This window comes from Nostoc sp. UHCC 0870 (assembly GCF_022063185.1).
GTDB lineage: Bacteria > Cyanobacteriota > Cyanobacteriia > Cyanobacteriales > Nostocaceae > Trichormus.
In genome coordinates this window covers 6,305,742-6,324,049 of sequence record NZ_CP091913.1, presented here as the reverse complement: position 1 = coordinate 6,324,049, position 18,308 = coordinate 6,305,742, and the positions used below count along the sequence as shown (strand labels likewise).

The 18,308-nt window shown below is 40.5% G+C and carries 13 protein-coding genes; 7 read left to right on the top strand and 6 right to left on the bottom strand.

Annotation, left to right across the window (positions count from 1 at the left end):
- The first annotated feature begins 356 nt into the window (after nucleotides 1-356).
- Nucleotides 357-1,466 (top strand): S-(hydroxymethyl)glutathione dehydrogenase/class III alcohol dehydrogenase, encoded by a 1,110-nt coding sequence (locus L6494_RS26765; protein ID WP_237990792.1) that lies wholly within the window; start codon nucleotides 357-359, stop codon nucleotides 1,464-1,466.
- Nucleotides 1,467-1,614: 148 nt separating this feature from the next.
- On the opposite strand, the gene L6494_RS26760 is transcribed toward L6494_RS26765, so the two are convergent.
- Complete coding sequence (locus L6494_RS26760; RefSeq protein WP_237990791.1) at nucleotides 1,615-2,286, bottom strand: rhomboid family intramembrane serine protease; 672 nt, start codon at nucleotides 2,284-2,286, stop codon at nucleotides 1,615-1,617.
- A gap of 322 nt (nucleotides 2,287-2,608) precedes the next feature.
- Between L6494_RS26760 and L6494_RS26755 the strand changes: the two genes are divergently transcribed.
- Nucleotides 2,609-3,010 carry a sugar ABC transporter permease gene (locus L6494_RS26755; RefSeq protein ID WP_237990790.1) on the top strand — a complete coding sequence of 134 codons (402 nt, stop codon included), beginning with the start codon at nucleotides 2,609-2,611 and terminating at the stop codon, nucleotides 3,008-3,010.
- 1 nt (nucleotide 3,011) lies between these two features.
- Nucleotides 3,012-5,132, top strand: a complete 2,121-nt coding sequence (locus L6494_RS26750; protein WP_237990789.1) for a caspase, EACC1-associated type — start codon at nucleotides 3,012-3,014, stop codon at nucleotides 5,130-5,132.
- Nucleotides 5,133-5,561: 429 nt separating this feature from the next.
- Here the strand turns inward: L6494_RS26750 and L6494_RS26745 are convergent, their stop codons facing one another.
- Nucleotides 5,562-8,681 carry a plasmid replication protein, CyRepA1 family gene (locus L6494_RS26745; RefSeq protein WP_237990788.1) on the bottom strand — a complete coding sequence of 1,040 codons (3,120 nt, stop codon included), beginning with the start codon at nucleotides 8,679-8,681 and terminating at the stop codon, nucleotides 5,562-5,564.
- Between the two features lie 500 nt (nucleotides 8,682-9,181).
- Here L6494_RS26745 and L6494_RS26740 point away from each other — a divergent pair, with 500 nt between their 5' ends.
- Together L6494_RS26740 and L6494_RS26735 are read left to right on the top strand one after the other, a co-directional pair.
- A complete protein-coding gene (locus L6494_RS26740; protein ID WP_237990787.1) occupies nucleotides 9,182-11,716 on the top strand; it encodes a penicillin acylase family protein in 2,535 nt (844 codons plus the stop codon).
- Between the two features lie 234 nt (nucleotides 11,717-11,950).
- Nucleotides 11,951-12,394, top strand: a complete 444-nt coding sequence (locus L6494_RS26735) for a hypothetical protein (protein ID WP_237990786.1) — start codon at nucleotides 11,951-11,953, stop codon at nucleotides 12,392-12,394.
- Between the two features lie 118 nt (nucleotides 12,395-12,512).
- On the opposite strand, the gene L6494_RS26730 is transcribed toward L6494_RS26735, so the two are convergent.
- Nucleotides 12,513-12,842 carry a low molecular weight protein tyrosine phosphatase family protein gene (locus L6494_RS26730; protein WP_237990785.1) on the bottom strand — a complete coding sequence of 110 codons (330 nt, stop codon included), beginning with the start codon at nucleotides 12,840-12,842 and terminating at the stop codon, nucleotides 12,513-12,515.
- A gap of 139 nt (nucleotides 12,843-12,981) precedes the next feature.
- A complete protein-coding gene (locus L6494_RS26725) occupies nucleotides 12,982-14,460 on the bottom strand; it encodes an alpha-amylase (protein WP_237990784.1) in 1,479 nt (492 codons plus the stop codon).
- Nucleotides 14,461-14,690: 230 nt separating this feature from the next.
- Here L6494_RS26725 and L6494_RS26720 point away from each other — a divergent pair, with 230 nt between their 5' ends.
- Nucleotides 14,691-14,912, top strand: coding sequence for an AbrB/MazE/SpoVT family DNA-binding domain-containing protein (locus tag L6494_RS26720; protein ID WP_237990783.1), 222 nt, complete (start codon nucleotides 14,691-14,693; stop codon nucleotides 14,910-14,912).
- Between the two features lie 41 nt (nucleotides 14,913-14,953).
- On the opposite strand, the gene aroA is transcribed toward L6494_RS26720, so the two are convergent.
- On the bottom strand, nucleotides 14,954-16,303 hold the full coding sequence (aroA, locus tag L6494_RS26715; protein WP_237990782.1) for a 3-phosphoshikimate 1-carboxyvinyltransferase: 1,350 nt from the start codon (nucleotides 16,301-16,303) through the stop codon (nucleotides 14,954-14,956).
- Between the two features lie 590 nt (nucleotides 16,304-16,893).
- Here aroA and L6494_RS26710 point away from each other — a divergent pair.
- A complete protein-coding gene (locus L6494_RS26710) occupies nucleotides 16,894-17,406 on the top strand; it encodes a hypothetical protein (protein WP_237990781.1) in 513 nt (170 codons plus the stop codon).
- A gap of 156 nt (nucleotides 17,407-17,562) precedes the next feature.
- On the opposite strand, the gene L6494_RS26705 is transcribed toward L6494_RS26710, so the two are convergent.
- Entirely contained in the window at nucleotides 17,563-18,144 is a 582-nt protein-coding gene (locus L6494_RS26705; protein WP_237990780.1) for a thioredoxin family protein, read from the bottom strand.
- Nucleotides 18,145-18,308: the final 164 nt, after the last annotated feature.

Here is an 18,308-nt window from a genome sequence, read left to right as displayed (position 1 = left end):
CCATACAGACTATGAAAAATTTCGCATCCATCTTAAGATATAAAATAATATAGCCAACAATTGCTTCAACTGATCCGTGTTTCCCTTTAGGACACTGGCTAGTAAGTAGAACTACTTGAAAAAACCAAACTATGTTAAGTAATGTAAAAAAACTACGATTAAGTTCGTAGTAAGGACTTTAGTCCTTTTTTGTTCCCTGCGGGACGCTGCGCGAACGCGGAGCGTCTGTCTACGACACGCTCCGCGAACGTAGAGAACGCAGAGAGAACTAAAGTTCTCACTACAAACCTTTAATTATTTACCCAGTTCTACTTATCAGCTTTTTCTGAATTTTGCATTTTTTAGGAGGTAGACTCGTGGAAGTTAAAGCAGCAGTGGCTTATGGCGCGGGTCAGCCCTTAACTATTGAAACTGTACAACTTGAAGGGCCGCAAGCCGGGGAAGTTTTAGTTGAAATTAAAGCCAGTGGCGTTTGTCATACCGATGCTTATACCCTTTCTGGGATTGATCCTGAAGGTTTATTTCCCGCCATTTTAGGACATGAAGGGGCGGGTGTAGTAGTAGAGGTGGGTGCTGGTGTGACTAGTGTCAAGCCAGGAGATCATGTGATTCCCCTTTACACTCCAGAATGTCGCCAATGTCCATATTGTCTCAGCTTTAAAACCAACCTCTGCCAAGCAATTCGCCTGACTCAATCCCGTGGTGTCATGCCCAGTGGTACTAGTCGGTTTAGTATTGATGGAAAAATGATTCATCACTACATGGGTACTTCTACCTTTGCTAACTATACAGTGCTGCCAGAAATCGCCGTAGCTAAAATTCGCGAAGATGCCCCTTTTGACAAGGTTTGTTACATCGGTTGCGGGGTAACAACAGGTATAGGCGCAGTGATTTATACAGCCAAGGTAGAACCAGGGGCTAATGTAGTAGTTTTTGGCTTGGGAGGTATTGGCTTAAATGTCATCCAAGGGGCGCGAATGGTGGGGGCGAATATGATTGTCGGGGTAGATATTAACCCCAGCAAGCGGGCTTTAGCAGAAAAATTTGGGATGACGCATTTTGTCAACCCCCAAGAAGTGGAGGGGGATTTAGTTAGTTACTTAGTTGATTTAACTAAAGGTGGTGCTGATTACAGCTTTGAGTGCATTGGTAACGTCAAAGTCATGCGTCAAGCCTTAGAATGCTGTCATAAAGGTTGGGGCGTGAGTGTAGTTATTGGTGTAGCTGGTGCGGGTGAAGAAATTAGTACCCGTCCCTTTCAACTAGTGACTGGGCGCGTTTGGAAAGGTTCAGCCTTCGGTGGTGCAAGAGGGCGGACAGATGTACCGAAAATCGTTGATTGGTATATGGATGGCAAAATAAATATTGACGATTTAATTACTCACATCATGCCCATTGAGCAGATTAATGATGCCTTTGATTTAATGCACAAAGGCGAATCAATTCGCAGTGTGGTGACATTTTAGCAGGACTTACGCAAAAACTCTCTCAAACCCTTATTTCTCTGTGTTCTCTGCGTCTCTGTGGTAGCCTTCGGCAAGCCGCTCCGCGTCTACGTTATTCCGTAATTTGTGCGTAATTCCTATTTAGTTTGCATAATCTTTACTCAATTGCTTAATCGCGTTTGAATACTCCAAATAAAGGCGAAAGGATCATGCCAAATACAAAACCACCAATATGCGCCCAATAAGCTACTCCCCCTGTTTCAACACTCATATTTGCAGCAGCCCCTAGACTAGCCAATCCAGAGATCAAATTTTGAATAAAGAAAACTCCAATCAATATCATTGCTGGAATACTAATTGTAGTTACGAAAAAACCTAAGAAAATTAAAGTCGTTATCCTCGCCTGGGGAAAGCGGATCAAGTATGCACCTAATACCCCCGAAATTGCACCACTAGCCCCCAAAGAAGGGATAGTGGAGTACATACCAATAAACCACTGACACGCAGCAGCTAAAGCACCACAGGTCAAATAAAAAATTAGGTATTTGAAATGACCCAGACGGTCTTCGATATTGTTACCAAATACCCAAAGAAAAACCATGTTTGAAATTAAGTGCCACCAACTTCCGTGTAAAAATTGGGAAGTAAATAAAGTTGTCCACTCCACAGCAAAATTAGTAGTTAACTGTTGAGGTACTACTGCGTACTGATTAAAAAAGAAATTTACTTGAGCATTAGACAAACTCAATTGATGAATGAAAATTAAAACGTTCATCCCAATTAAACCGTAAGTAAAATACGGGGTAATTCGCGTCGGGTTGTCATCGTAGAGGGGAAACACAGGTGTTTTTCCTAATAGTTGATAATTGCAATATAACTTGAATTAAGAGTCTATGTATGACCACACTATCAAAACAACCAATTCCAGAAAAACATTTATGTAATTAATCACACAAAAAATTGAGATATGATTATGTTTGCATTGCGATCGCCACAAAAAACTAAAATTGTCCCTCTGTAGGGTGCGTCAGTGCGCTCAAACCTAACTACACCAAGCAATTATTCGTACTGACGCACCGCTACACCCCTCGGATATTAACTAAACTTGCCCCATAACCGATACAATCGTTTAGAAAGACTATATTTATATTTAAGCGATTTATATGGTGACAACTAACTTGCAAGTGGCGATCGCACTCACTGAACTAGACTTAGATGATGAGGATTTGCAAGCAGAAGTACAAAACTTGCTACCCCAGTTAAAAGAAGTGGACGGGGTAGAAGATGCAGATTTAGTCCCTGTCGAAAATGCACCCCCGAACACCAAAGCGTTAGGTGGCTTTTTGTTGGGGTTGTTGAATGCAGAAGTTAACCCCGCTAATATCAAAAATCTGTTTACATTTTTGGGAGACAGGTTTGGCAACAAACCCATTAAGCTGGTAGTCAAAGCTCCTGATGGTAGAGAACTCAACCTAGAAGCCGCCAGCCGGGAAGAATTTGAGTTTGCTTATCAAAAAGCCCAGGAATTTCTCAACAACTCATTAAACAGCACAACAAACAGCTAAAATGGCGAGGATAGCACTACTAATCGGCATTAGTGAATATGAGCCGGGATTAGCACCGCTACCCAACGCAGTCAACGATGTGGAGGCGATGCAGCGAGTTTTGCTAAATCCCGACATGGGCTGTTTTGCACAGGAATCTGTCACTGTGCTGAAAAATCCTCCACGGAAGGAAATGGAAAGGGCAATTTATAATTTGTATGGTAATCGTCAGAAAGATGATTTGGTGATTTTCTACTTTTCTGGTCATGGTGTGACAGTAGAAAATGGGGAATTTTACTTTTCGACTCGCGAAACTGAAAAACAAAATAATAAATTGCTCCCATTTACCGCCGTAGCCGGGAAAAATGTACATGAATGGATGAACCAGAGCAAATCTAAGCGACAAGTAGTAATTTTAGATTGCTGCTTTAGTGGTGCTTTTGCTAAGGGTTTGACAGCTAAGGATAGTGGGACAATTAACCTAGAACAACACTTAGGCGGTGAGGGTAGAGTAATTCTCACGGCTTCTACTTCTACACAATATGCGTTTAACTCCGATAATTTAGAGTTGTCGATTTACACCCATTATCTAGTAGAAGGAATTGAGAAAGGTGCAGCCGACAAAGATGGTGATGGTTTGATTGCGGTGGATGAATTGCATGATTATGTGAAGAGCAAAGTCCAAGAAGCAGCCCCCGCCATGACACCTGAGTTTTATCCTTTCAAAGATGGTTATCGGCTTATGTTGGCAAAATCAGCCAAGGATGATCCTCATCTGAAATATCGCAAGGAAGTAGAGAAAATCGCTCTTGAAGAGGAAGGAGAAATTTCTAGAGTTAAACGAATATCGTTGAATGTGTTGCTGAATAACTGGGGATTATCTGTTGATGAGGCTAATTTAATTGAGTTTGAGGTTCTCGAACCTTATCGAAAACGCCAGGAAAAATTGCAAACTTATGAACAAGCCTTATCTGAGATCAGACAATATCCACTCAGAGAAAAAGACCGCAAGGATTTAAAATACTTACAAAATATCTTAAATCTTCGGGAGGAAGATGTCGAACCAATAGAACAACGAGTATTTACCCCAAAAGAAGCCGAATATCAACGACAACAAGCTGAAAGACTCCGCCAGGAACAAGAAAAACAGCAAGCTGAAAGACTCCGCCAGGAACAAGAAAAACAGCAAGCCGAATATCAACGACAACAAGCTGAAAGACTCCGCCAGGAAAAAGCTGAAGCATCGCGTCAACCAAATTCTCCCCCAGGTATTCAAACTCGGACTTTTGAATTTGAAACAGCTAGTATCATCGGTATAAAGTCCGGGTTTTTGGGAATGGGGAAAAGCTGTGAAATTCAACGCAGTCGGGGACGTGCGGAGTTTTTTGCAGAAGACTTGGGTAATAGGGTATTTTTAGAGATGGTGTCCATTCCTGGCGGTCAATTTCTCATGGGTTCGCCAGAGGGTGAGTTAGAACGAACGGACGATGAAAGTCCACAGCACACCGTTAACATTCAACCCTTTTTCATGGGGAAATTTCCTGTCACCCAAGGGCAATGGGCAGCCGTTGCCGCTTTTGATAAAGTGAATATTGATTTAAATCCCGACCCATCTTATTTTAAATGTGCTAATCGACCTGTAGAGTGTGTTTCTTGGGATGATGTGGTTGAATTTTGTGCCAGACTATCGAAAAAGACTGGAAAAATCTATCGCTTACCCAGTGAAGCCGAATGGGAATATGCTTGTCGCGCCGGAACGACTACACCGTTTTACTTTGGTGAAACAATTACCACAGATTTAGCAAATTACAACGGTAATTACACTTATGGTTCTGCTCCCAAGGGTCAATATCGTGAACAAACGACAGAAGTAGGAAAATTTCCTGCCAATCCCTTTGGTTTATTTGATATGTGTGGTAATATATCGGAATGGTGTCAGGATGAGTGGCACAAAAATTATAATGATGCACCGACCAATGGAAGTGTTTGGTCGCGTAATAATAAAGAATATCGGCTGCTGCGCGGTGGTTCTTGGTACTACGATCCGTGGTATTGCCGCTCTGCTCATCGTGGCAGGATCGAGCCGGACCACAGGAACTACCTCATCGGTTTCCGGGTTGTGGTTTCCGCCGCGAGGACTTAATTCTTTACACTTTGTCCCTTTAGCACTCTGCGCTTTTTTCTTCTTACCCTCTCGCGCTTCGCGCTAGGCGCGATCAAATTTTTTTGCGTTTTTAGGATGAGTGATTTGCCTATAATACGGAAAACCTACGATTTAATCAAGTGGTATCTGCCAATTTTAGAGGTTGTTTGAAAAGTGATTGGCTCACCACGCAAATAATGATAGGTCATAGATCCCCGACTTTTTTAAAAAGTCGGGGATCTGAACACACACAACTTGTCAAAATCAATTGGGTGGAGCGATCGCTTAGGTGTAAGTAGTGCGTTAAATGTAGGTTGGGTTAAGCGCAGCGCAACCCAACATTGATCTCGGAAACTTAATCTAGATGTTGGTGTTGGGTTTCCTTGCGTCAACCCAACCTACAGTTGAATTGCAACATTTTAGGCTTGATTACTTCACAGTAACTACAGAAGTTACTGTTTGTTTTTGTGTCGTAGTGACAAAGCTATCTGTAGGCTGATCGCTATGATTTTTCATATGAGATAATATCAACTCATCTCGTTGATGCCAAACTGCAAATATTTGCTCTCTGCCATCATTAAAAGTATTTAGGTCAATTTGATAAAAATCATCGCTGCGTTTTAATTTCAAGCCTAACAAATTCAACAAGCGACTGAGGATTTTTATCCCTGTAGAGTTATTTCTACTTCTGTTAAAGTCAATACCCAGCACTCTTTTAATATGCTTACTATGTTGAAATACAATATCTTTCAACCAGATTAGATTAGGGTCATCTTCTATAAATTTTTGTTCTGGCTCAAGAAACTGTAACATCCCCAAGGCTCTCATTACCTCAATTTTTATGGTGTAGGTTTTTAAATCTGGTAGGAAAACTTTACCTCCACCTAAAAATAATTGTTGATGCCATTCTTGTTGGTCTCTAATGTGAAAATACTCACTTTCATGGGTGAGATAATAGTGAATTAATAATTGAGAATAATACCCTTGATCATCTCGCAATTTCAGCATTGGCGTGACTGGTATTCCATATCTTAGCTTGAGATGATATTTTTGAATTTGATGGCGTTCTACATCTGTAAGGGAATGTTGGGCAGATAGTTGATCATGTTCGACATAATCAATATCTTTAGCATTGGCAACATTCAGTGCGGCTGCTAATTGATTCTTTTGTTTAATCTGCCTAATTTGACGTTTAATTTCCTTACCTTTTTGACGCTTATCTGTCCACTCTTTTTGGACTTTGACAATTTCTAAAACTAATCTTCTCCGAGTTGCTAAATCTTGCGAGTCAGTTGCTAAAAATGCTAACCGTAAATCTCGCACAATGTTATTGTGAATAGCATTACTCCTGACTCTGATTTGATGCCCATCATTAATTAATCCCTCTTGCATTGATTGACGATACAGACGGATAGAAGCATTTACTCTGGCTGATAATTTAGCCCAAGTCCGCAAATGTACAGGGTCATAAACTAAGGGTAAATCTACATCTATTTTATGCAAGGGACTAAGCAAGGCGAGATTTTCTTTTTGATTTTCCTGATACCAGTTAGACAATAAACGATAATTGGTACTACCACTACCAATCAAGCCAATTCCGCGTTTAGCACACCAAACAATTCTAGGGATATCATCACGGACTCTGGCTAATGCTTGTCGTGCTTCTGAATCAGGAATTACTCCTTGAAAAATGCCATATACTTTATCAAAATGTTGGACATCAATACTAATACCTGTACCCAAACTAGGAGTCACAAATACAGTTTCGTATTCGGTAATTTTTTGATTAATTGCTGGGACAAAATCAACGGCCGCATGGCCTGGGGTGTTTGTTGTCTGACTATTAACTACTAAAGTTTTGGGAAATTCGTATCGTAGTTTTTCTAAACGTTCTTTTAGGTAACGTTCGATTGTTTCACAACTATAACGTCCAGAACGACTATCAGTAGTTACATAACATTTTCGTCCTGCTAGTAAATCTAACTCTAACTGTTGAATTAGAGGTATGGGATTAGGCGAATCATAAAATTTTACATCCCAACCCCGTTGGGGCTTCCATTTATTTACTAATACCCAAGGCGCAATTTTACATCCTGACAAACTTTGCAAATACTCTAAAGATACATCTGATAAATCCGCATCTTGGGCAATTATTAAGCCCCCAGTTGATAAAACTATAGAAATTAATTGCTGGAATAATTTTAAAATTTTGACGCGCTTATTTTTACAGGTACTACTATTGAGGAGATGCCATAAAGATTGCTCTACCTCATCTAAAATGATAATTCCTCCCCGCCAATCATCTGGGTTTAGTTTCCAAATTGAATCAATACACAAACCCACGGATTGAATATGATTTAATTGTGTGTGAGTTGGAGTCAAGTAATCACTATTGTTTGTGAGTTTTTCAGAATTATTTAAACCCCATTGAATCCCAATTTTTTCACATAAAAATCTTCCTAATTGAATGCGGTGTGTGATTAATAATACAGGCTGATTCTTAATTTGCGCTTGTTTGACAACAGTTTGTAGCCCTGTGGTTTTACCAGTACCTTTGGCTGATTTGACTCCTACTAATCCAGAGGTAGGGAAAGCGATTTCACCTAAGTAGGGACGGTTGACACTCAAGTTAGCAGGAATAGTTAAATCGGTATGGGGCTTAATTTCAGCCAGATAAATTTCTAAATCAACACTATGGCGATAAACTTTTTCAAAAGCGATCGCACCTTTGGCTATGATCAAATCGTCCACACCTTTCTCTAATCCTGGCAGGGCGATGACTTTTACAGGACATTTCTGTTCTTGAAACAAACAACCAATTTGGGTAATCGCATTGCTGACAGCAGCCACTTTTTGGTGTTGCGTTTCAAAATCAAAACAGATGTAAACAGTTCGTTGCATCTGGGCAAATACAGCTAAATCAGGAATCAGTTGGCGGTTGATAACTTTCCCAAATTTATCTTTGACAACCCGATAACCACTAGTAATTCCCGGAACGGCAATGGCTGCATAGCCTTGTGTCAAGAGGGTGGCAGCTTTTTTTGCACCTTCACAGATAATGATAGGTATTTGATTTTCTATTACCCATTGCCAAAAACCTACGGCTTCTCCCTGTTCGTTGATGCTGATATTTGTAGGCGCAGCAATGTTGTAACGCTGGGAAACTTGCTGCCAGATATCCAGTGTTACCCGCAGACAAAATATTCTTGTTGGGGTGCTGGGGGGATGTTCGTATTTGATTGACTTGCCATTTTGATTGGTGCGCGGTTGGTTGGGCTTAAAGCAACCCCATTCCATTGGTTGCCAATGATTGAGAGGATCGAGGCCGGAACACCACCAACCGCCAGCCGTAGCATGACTGTAGCGTTGTAACCAGCCACTTGTGACCATTCCGGTGTTCGTGCGGGGTAGATGTTCGGAAATTAATAGATATTCATAGGCTGCTGCGCCTTGGAGAGACTTGAAGTTAAGTTGTGTCAAGTCTAAATTGATACCACTACGCTTGACTAATTCTTCAAGATGTTGTGGGTGTAAGTCTGGCAGATACATGGGGCAACCGCGAACGGAATGAGGATGGATTTAAAACTTAGCACGCCTTTACTGTTTTTTTCTGGCAAAAATTATCTGTGTTGGATGCTATTTTTATTACTTCGTTCTCCGAAATACATCGGTAACTAACACACTGAGTCATTTTGTGAGAATGTGCGGCTGAAGTAATAAGCCTGTATTGTATATTTATTTACTATTAATTTTTATTTTTCAGTATATTTTCTATTTTGCTTGAACTAGCATACACTTCTAAGCTTTGTCAATCAAACTTTGTCAAGATTTTTGGATGAGCGATCGCCTATCGTCATATATATTCTTCAGATACAATAAAATCTACAAGTATACTGAGATAAATCAGGAAATTAAAACTAATTCATAGTATGGAATTATTTAATTTTAAGTAGTTGCTAATAAAGCAAAGTTATATATCTTACTAAAAAATAGCAAAACTCTAAGGCGGCAAAAGGTATAATGTCCCATGATTTTGCTAACACCCACTTATGAAAAATTTCCGCAAGCGTTGGTTATCCAAAGGACTGAAAATAAGTGTAGTTGTACTGATATTGCTAGGGTTATTGTTAGTATCATTTTTAGGCTACACTATACGGCGTTCTTTTCCTGTAGAAAATGGAGCGATCGCTATTTCTGGTATTAAAGCAGAAGTGACAGTCCAACGGGATCAATCGGGTGTACCTCATATATATGCAGCGAACTCCCACGACTTATTTATGGCGCAGGGTTACATCCACACCCAAGACAGATTTTGGCAAATGGATTTTTGGCGACATATTGGTTCTGGTAGATTAGCAGAAATGTTTGGAGCTTCGCAATTAGATACTGATAAATATCTGCGAACCCTGGGATGGGCAAGGGTGGCGCAGCAAGAACTCCAGCAAATGGATGCAGAAATGAAGGCTAATTTGGTAGCCTATGCTGATGGTGTGAATGCTTATCTGCAAGAACATCAAGGTACTGCGTTGAGTCTCGAATATGGGGTACTAAAATTACTCAATCCTGGCTATCAAGTCGCACCTTGGAAACCTCTACATTCCCTGACTTGGGGGAAGGTGATGGCTTACGATTTGGGTAGAAATTTTCAAAGCGAAATTGAACGTACTGTTTTGCTGAAAACTCTCACGCCTAATCAGGTGGAGGAACTTTTTCCAGCCTACCCGCAAGATTTGCCTGTGATTTTACCGGAATTGCAAACGGGGAAAACAACACCAGAAATAACTAATAAACCTGTGATTGCTGAAGTGGCAGAAATTGCTCCTACTGTTGAATCAATTACTAAACCAATGTTGGCGTTAGAAAAACTTATTGGTGCTACAGGAGTGGGTATTGGTTCAAATAACTGGGTGATATCGGGTAAGCGCACTGCTACAGGTAAACCGATTTTGGCGAATGATCCTCATTTGGCGGTACAAATGCCTTCGATTTGGTATGAGGTGGGTTTGCACTGCACTACTAAAAATGCTGAATGTCCTTACAATGTGACTGGTTTTTCCTTTGCGGGAATGTTGGGGGTAATTGTTGGACATAGCGATCGCATTGCTTGGGGTGTGACTAATGTACAATCCGATGTGATGGACTTATATATTGAGAAAATCAACCCCAATAATCCCAATCAATATGAAGTGAATGGTAAATGGGTAGATATGCAGCTTGTTCCAGAAACTATTCAAGTTGCAGGAAGTCAGCCTATTTTGCAGACAGTTCGCTACACCAGACATGGGCCGATTCTTTCTGATGTTTCGCCTAACTTGCAAAAATTTAAGCAAAATCAAGCAATACCAATACCACAAAACTATGCTGTAGCTTTGCGTTGGACAGCTTTAGAGCCAACAAGACTCGTTTATTCAATTCCCCAAATTAATCGCGCTGAAAATTGGCAAGAGTTCCGCACTGCTGCTAGTGACTTTGATGTGCCTGCACAGAACTTAGTCTATGCTGATATCGAGGGTAATATCGGTTATCAAATGCCTGGTAAATTCCCAATTCGGGCTAAGGGAAATGGACGTTACCCTATTCCCGGTTGGACTGATGAATATGAGTGGCAAGGTTATATTGACTTTGAAAAATTACCTCATAGTTTCAATCCACCCCAAGGTTATATAGCTACTGCAAATAATTTAGTTGCAAGTGAATATCCTTATTTAATTACTACAGATTGGGTTTATGGCTATCGCGCCCAGCGCATTGTCGAGATGATTACCCAACAAAATCAGCCGATTTCTTTGGCGGATGTGCAGAAAATCCAAGGTGATAATCTGAATTTAAATGCTCAGAATCTTGTGCCATTTTTACAAAATCTTACTTTTGATACTCCCAGATTAAAGGCTGCTCAAAAACTTCTACAAGATTGGAATTTGCAGCTAGGTATGACATCGCCTGTAGCGGCTTTATTTGAAGTATTTTATAAGTATTTGTTAGCCGATACATTTCATGATCAACTACCTTCAGAATACTTTCCTGATGGGAGCGATCGCTGGTATGCTGTCTTACAAAATATCATTCAACAGCCTAATAGTAATTGGTGGGATAATACCAAAACCACCACAGTCGAAAACCGCGACCAAATTTTACAGCAAGCTTTTAGAGAAGCTGTAGACGAACTAGAACGTATTCAAGGCGAAAATCCTCAATCTTGGAATTGGGGTAAATTGCATACTATTACTTTTCGTAACGCCACCTTGGGAAAATCTGGTGTTACAGCCATTGAAGCTTTATTTAATCGCGGTGCTTTTAGCACATCTGGGAATGGGGAGACTATTAATGCTAACCGTTGGCGAGCAAATAAATCCTTTGAAGTGACAGATATTCCTTCACTACGAATGATTGTAGATTTAAGCAATTTAGATAATTCGCTGGCTATTCATACACCCGGACAGTCAGGTCATGCTTTCCATAGACACTATGCTGATATGATTGACCCTTGGCGCAACCTGGAATATCACCCGATGCTTTGGGAAGAAAAGACGGTTGCTGCTAAGGCTGTGGCGACATTGAGGTTAACACCAAAATCCCACAATTAATTTTAGTAAGTAAACTTTTTTCTCTAGTCTACGGAAAAACTACATCCGAGTATGTATACCTAATTTAACTTTTTTCTATTTCAGTGTAATTGCATACACCTGTGAAAAAGAATGAAGTATAAAGTAACAGGGCTAAAAAAGTTAGAAGCAAATACAGCGTTGACTTGTAGTTTTGTAAACCACTTTTTTTATATGCCCATTTTTACGGAAACATAAACGGAGATATTACAAAATATGTCACTTACGCTGAAACGAACTGCTACACTTTCTTTAGTAGCTGCGATCGCATTATTATTTGCAGGTTGCGGAGAAAGTAAAGTTGCCCAATGTAACAAAGTTATCAAAGTAGCTAATCAAGCAGCCACACTAAGTCAGCAATTCGGCAAAGATCCCAAATCTGCGAAAGGTTCTCAAGCTTTAACTGAACTTGCTAGTAAGATAGATGGAATCAGCACAGAAATGAAAGGTATAGAAGTCAAGGATGAAAAAATAAAAGGTTTTCAGCAACGGTTTCTCACTCTCTATCAAGATATTAGCAAGGCTTTAAATGATGCAGCCGGAGCTATAGATAAAAAGAATATTCGAGATACAAATAGCTTCTTAGCAGGACTGCAAAAAAGTAGTGCTGAAGAAGGTACAATTGTCAAAGAAATTAATAGCTACTGCTCTAGCAAATAAACATTTCATTTGTGAAAATGCGAGACTTTATAACCCCAATTTTTTTTAAAAATCGGGGTTATTGACTATAAATAATAATTTCCAATTATTATTTAAGCAAGTTTTTATTAGCATTTAATTACGAATTACGAATTATTTTAACTACTTTTTTCTTTAGTATTTCTATTAAAGCTGAATCCATATATTCAAATTCATCTGGTATATCTAAACAAATTATCCTCTTATCCTTGAGGAATGGTTGAAAGTTTCGTGCAAGTTTTGTCTTATGAGACTTTTCCATGACAAAAATAATATCAGCCCACTCAATTGCTTCGGTTGACACTGGGACTTCTGCATAGTGATCTAAACCTGCTGAATCTGTCTCTATTCCTTCATAATCAGCAAATACAACCTCAGCAGTAGGACTTCGTAATCTATTCTGGCTACAAATGAATAAAAGTTTTTTCATAAAGAAGATACATAAAGATAATCTAAATAATGAATTTCTATCATTATCAAATAGTGTTAAAGATACTATTTGATAATGATAGAGATGGAATCTGAAACTAATTTTTAAGTCTTGCTACTTAATTCAATTCGAGTATGTTTTAAGCTTGCACCCAAACAGATACTGAACCGCCTAGACAACGAAATTCACCCCAGCCCCATTCATTGGTATATACAGGTTCTTTAATATGTTCAGTTAAGTCAATAAACTTAGTATTGGGTTTACCCACTTCCATCCACTTAGAACCTTCTGAACTATCACTCATAATCACAGCCATCCCTTGAGGATGATCTTCATCACCTAAGCGTGTCCAACCAATAGTATTCCAATGGTCTAAATAGTTGTATTGTGGCCCGTAAGCATAATGTTTACGTGCATAAAGTAACTTATCAATTATCCAACGGTGAGACGGCATAAAAATATTGTAACGATTGCCATCTTTTCCCCAGTCTTCATACTCTGCACCATAGTAGTCAGCATGAAAGACACAAGGATAGCCTTCTTGTCGTAATAAAATAATGGCGTAAGCTAAGGGTTTAAACCAAGGTTCAACAACAGATTCCAAAGCTTGCAAAGGCTGAGAATCATGATTTTCGACAAATGTCACAGCATGGGTAGGACGTTGTTGCATCATTGTGCCATCCAAAATCCGGCGCATATCATAATTGCCTCCAGATTTGCTGGCTTGATGGAAGTTGTAATGTAGTGGTACGTCAAAAACTGACATCTTCCCACGCACAGCATCAACATACCAAAGGAGAGTATTAATATCGTTATACCAATACTCTCCTACCATAAATAAATCTTTACCAGCATGGCGTTCTAGTTCATCTATCCATTGTGGAAAGAACCAAGAGGAAATATGTTTAATAGCATCGATGCGGAAACCATCTACCTTTGTGGTGTCAAGACACCACTTACCCCAGTAGGTAGTTTCACCGCGCACCCACTCATTTTGAAAATCCAGATCACAACCCATCAAATAGGCAAAGTTGCCTTTTTCTAAGGCTACGTAGTCGTCAAATCTTTTACCTTCTAATAAATAGACTGTGCTGCGATCGCCACCGTTATATTCGTTATAATCAACAGCATCAAAATGCCACCAATGCCACTCAAAGTTAGAATATTTGCCTTGCCGTCCAGGAAAATTATAATGAGTGTAGGTCTTAATATCTTGTAAACCACCTTTAGGATTCAGGCGATCGTCTTGAGGAAAAGGAGTGGCTTTTGGTGTTTCTACTGCATCACCACCCATCTTATGATTTAGTACCGCATCTGCATAAACTTGTAAACCATGCGTTTGCAGAGATTTAACCGCATCAAGATACTGCTGACGTGTACCGTATTTCGTCCGCACTGAGCCTTTTTGATCAAACTCACCTAAATCAAATAAGTCATAAACACCATATCCCACATCAAACGACCCAGCAAAGCCTTTGTAGGCTGGTGGTAGCCACATGGCTGTAAAACCTGCATCTGCTAGTTCTGGTGCTGAAGCCTCAACTTTACTCCACAAGTTCCCATCGTTAGGGATGTACCAGTGGAAGTATTGCATCATTGTGCCATTAATCTGTGCCATGTCTCTTTGTGTCTGTAAATATCACCTTTGACGAGAGATACAGTCTAGATTGGTGGCAATTCGGAATTTTGCAGGCGATTTAGACGAAGCAATCTGGAAGAAATGCTTAAGAAAATGAGGAGCAAGGTATAGAGAACAGAGGACAAACGTATATTTGTCACCCTTTTTTTATTTTTTCAGGCAGCTATGTTATTACAATAGTCTTACTCCAACACAGAGGCTATTTTTCTATGCAAATACAAAAAGTTTGCAAGGTTGGTAACTCTTTGGGGATTACCCTTCCTAAAGAAATTCTGCAAAAGCTGAGAGTCAAGGAAGGAGATAGTTTATTTATTACAGAAACACCTGATGGTGTTCATGTAACTGCTTACGATCCAGACTTTGAAAAAGCAATGGCGGCTTATAGAAAAGTAAGCACGAAATACAGGAACGCATTACGTGACTTGGCATAAGGGAGCAAAGGAGATTTTACTCCAATGCCCAATACCTAATTTCACCCTAAAATCTGTTGGAGTGTATTAGTGAAGTTGGGATAAGAAATAGCTGCTGCTTCGGCGCGGTGAATGGTGGTGATTCCACTGGCGTTTAAAGCAGCGATCGCTAAACTCATGGCAATGCGATGATCTGTATGACTATCCACATCTGTCCCTACTAAGGGAGTCCCGCCAGTAATCTCCATCCCATCGGGTAATTCGGTAACTTTTGCACCGAGTTGATTAAGTTGTTGCGCCATTACCGTAATGCGATCGCTTTCTTTCACTCTCAACTCTTCTGCATCCCGAATTAGGGTAGTACCTTCCGCAAACACCGCCGCCACAGCCAAAATAGGGATTTCATCAATCATGCGCGGTACTATATCCCCAGCAATGGTACAACTGTGTAAACGACTATAACGCACCCGCACATCTGCTACTGGTTCGCCTGCGACTTCTCGCTGATTTTCCAGTTGAATGTCAGCCCCCATCATTTCTAAAGCTTCCAATATCCCTGTACGTGTGGGATTCACACCGACGTTTTCCACCACTAATTCTGAACCGGGAACGATCGCCCCAGCCACTAACCAAAAGGCCGCAGAACTAATATCCCCCGGTACAATGACTTTCTGCCCATACAATTGAGCAGTACCAGTTACAGTGACGCTGTTAGTCTCTGGATCAACACTGACATCCGCACCAAACGCCCTCAGCATCCGCTCGCTATGGTCACGGGAAAGGGCTGGTTCTGTGATAGTAGTTTTACCCTCAGTGAATAACCCAGCCAGCATAATACAGGATTTGACTTGGGCTGAGGCGATGGGAGAATGATAGTGAATGGGTTTGAGTACCTGTCCTTGAATCGCCAAGGGTGCTAAAGAATTATCTTTACGTCCCCAGATTTGCGCCCCCATTTGTTGCAGTGGTTTGACTACACGGGACATCGGACGCGATCGCAAGGAACTATCACCAGTGACGGTAAAAAACCGCCCTGGATGGGATGCTAATAGTCCTAACATCAGGCGTAAGGTTGTGCCAGAGTTACCAGCATTCAACACATCTACAGGTTCTTGCAAATTGCCTAGACCAATGCCTTTCACCCGCACCAATTCTGTATTTAACGGTGAAATCTCCGCACCCATAGCTTGAAAACAGCTAGCAGTGCTACGGGGATCTTCTCCCAAGAGAAGACCTTGGATTTCCGTTTCACCTTGAGCGATCGCACCCAACATCAACGCCCGATGGGAAATTGATTTATCCCCTGGAATTTGGATACGACCCTGTAAAGATACCCCAACAGCAGGTGTTTGAATAATTAACTTATGGGAAAGGTCTTCTTGCGTTTCTAAGGTTATGGCAGAAGCTAACATCACAATATACTGACTTTTAAATACACTCAAAGTTCAGTAGCGACTATATCCGTCACTACTAGTTACTTCTTGCCTAGTATCGTATCGCTTTTTGCCATCTAAAATTTACTCTGATTTTTCTTCTACTAACCTAAGTTGTATGAGTTTAAGCATGAGTGCTGGTCATAGCTAACAAGTCATGGGTAATAATTACCAGCCAATTCCCAACTACCAAATCTCAAAACTACATCTTCTTAACTAGCAACTTAGGTTAATATAGATATACTTTTTAGTTATTGCTAATTAACTCCTCCCTGGAATACTCAATTAATATTCTGATGGAAACTATTAGTTTCAAATATTCACAAAAGTATAAGTTTTCACATAGTTTACTTATCGATTCCGTCATTTTAGGGTAAGTTTTTTAGATTTATATCAAATTGGTTTTTATGTTTGTTGATATAGCTTACTAAACAAGCATCTTTAGTTAATGTTCAGTTAATATTAAGCAAGTTTTACTATGCTTTTCTCTTTATTCGCTTAACCCCATCAACTCAAATTTCTGGTATTAATTTCATCTCATTCAATAGCTTTTAGCCTTCAACGCTCCCATGCTCACACATCACCGCAAGCCCGTGTGCTTATCGCTTATTTCCACTGACCTGCCATTCTGGTCTGTGGTGGAAACTGCTGGAACACTATATCAAAAAGACACTGATCGATTTCATTTGCTACTGACTGCGCCACCCCTGATCACCTGTGAACTAGCAATTCCTGAGACTACAGAAGATATACTTGCCCCACGCAAGAGTAAAGCTTACACTCCCCCTAGTCCCAGGGTTTTGTGGCTAGAAATTTCTCCGTATCGAATCATCATGACCATGCAAGGTAACGAGCAGGTGAGCTACCGTCACTTTTGGGAACAGGGTGTTTATGGTGTCAGTCGCTATTGGTTGCCCACGGAGTCTGTACAACCCAATCACCCCATTCGCTTACGCAACTTTACCAATAATTTGACTCTTAGTGGTAAGCCACTACCAGAACATCTACGCGTAGAATACGAATTGTGGGCAGAAAACGTCCAATTAGGACAATACATTCTCAACCTGGAAATTCAGCATTAATGGGGATTGGGGACTGGGGACTGGGGACTGGGGACTGGGTTTTTCTTCCCCTGCTTCCCCTGCTTCCCCTGCTTCCCCTGCTTCCGCTAATTGTTTTGAATTTTGAATTTTGAATTGGAGCAAAGCGACTTGACTTCCGCATAGCGGTACTAGCCCCTACCCGAAATAACTGGGTTCATTTCCCGGCTTCCATTTAATATTGCAACCAATACTGGGCTTTTGTTCAGTGGTTATGGGTTTACCAGCCAAAACTGTATCAATAGCAGCGCGTAAATCTGAGCCTGTGACTGGTTTACCATTACTGGGACGGCTATCATCTAACTGACCTCGGTAAACTAGTTTGCGATCGCCATCAAAAACGAAAAAATCAGGGGTACAAGCTGCTGTGTAAGCCTTAGCTGTTTCCTGGGTTTCGTCGTAGCATAACGGAAATTGCCATCCCTGTTCTAGAGCTAGTGCTTTGAGAGATTCAGGTGCATCATCTGGATACTTTTCGGCATCGTTGGAGCTAATAGCTGCGATCGCTAAATCACTCGTGCGATAATCTTCCCCTAACTTGCTTAATTCATTTTGAATATGCTTCACAAATGGACAATGCCGACAAATAAACATTACCAACAGCACTTTTTTGTCGGCAAAGCTAGCCAAAGAAATAGTCTCTCCAGATACTACTTCTGGTAGATGAAAATCTGGTGCTTTTGTGCCTAATGGCAACATGGTTGAAGCAGTTAAAACCATAAGCTGTGATAGGTTACAGGTTACAGGTTATAGGTTATAGGTGACAGTAGAGAAATTTTCTATTTTCTCTTCCTTTGATCACTGTCAAAATAACACGAAATCGCCTCATACATTTAGAGACGGGAAATTTCCCGTCTCTAAAAATTTTGTTAAGCTGATTTTTA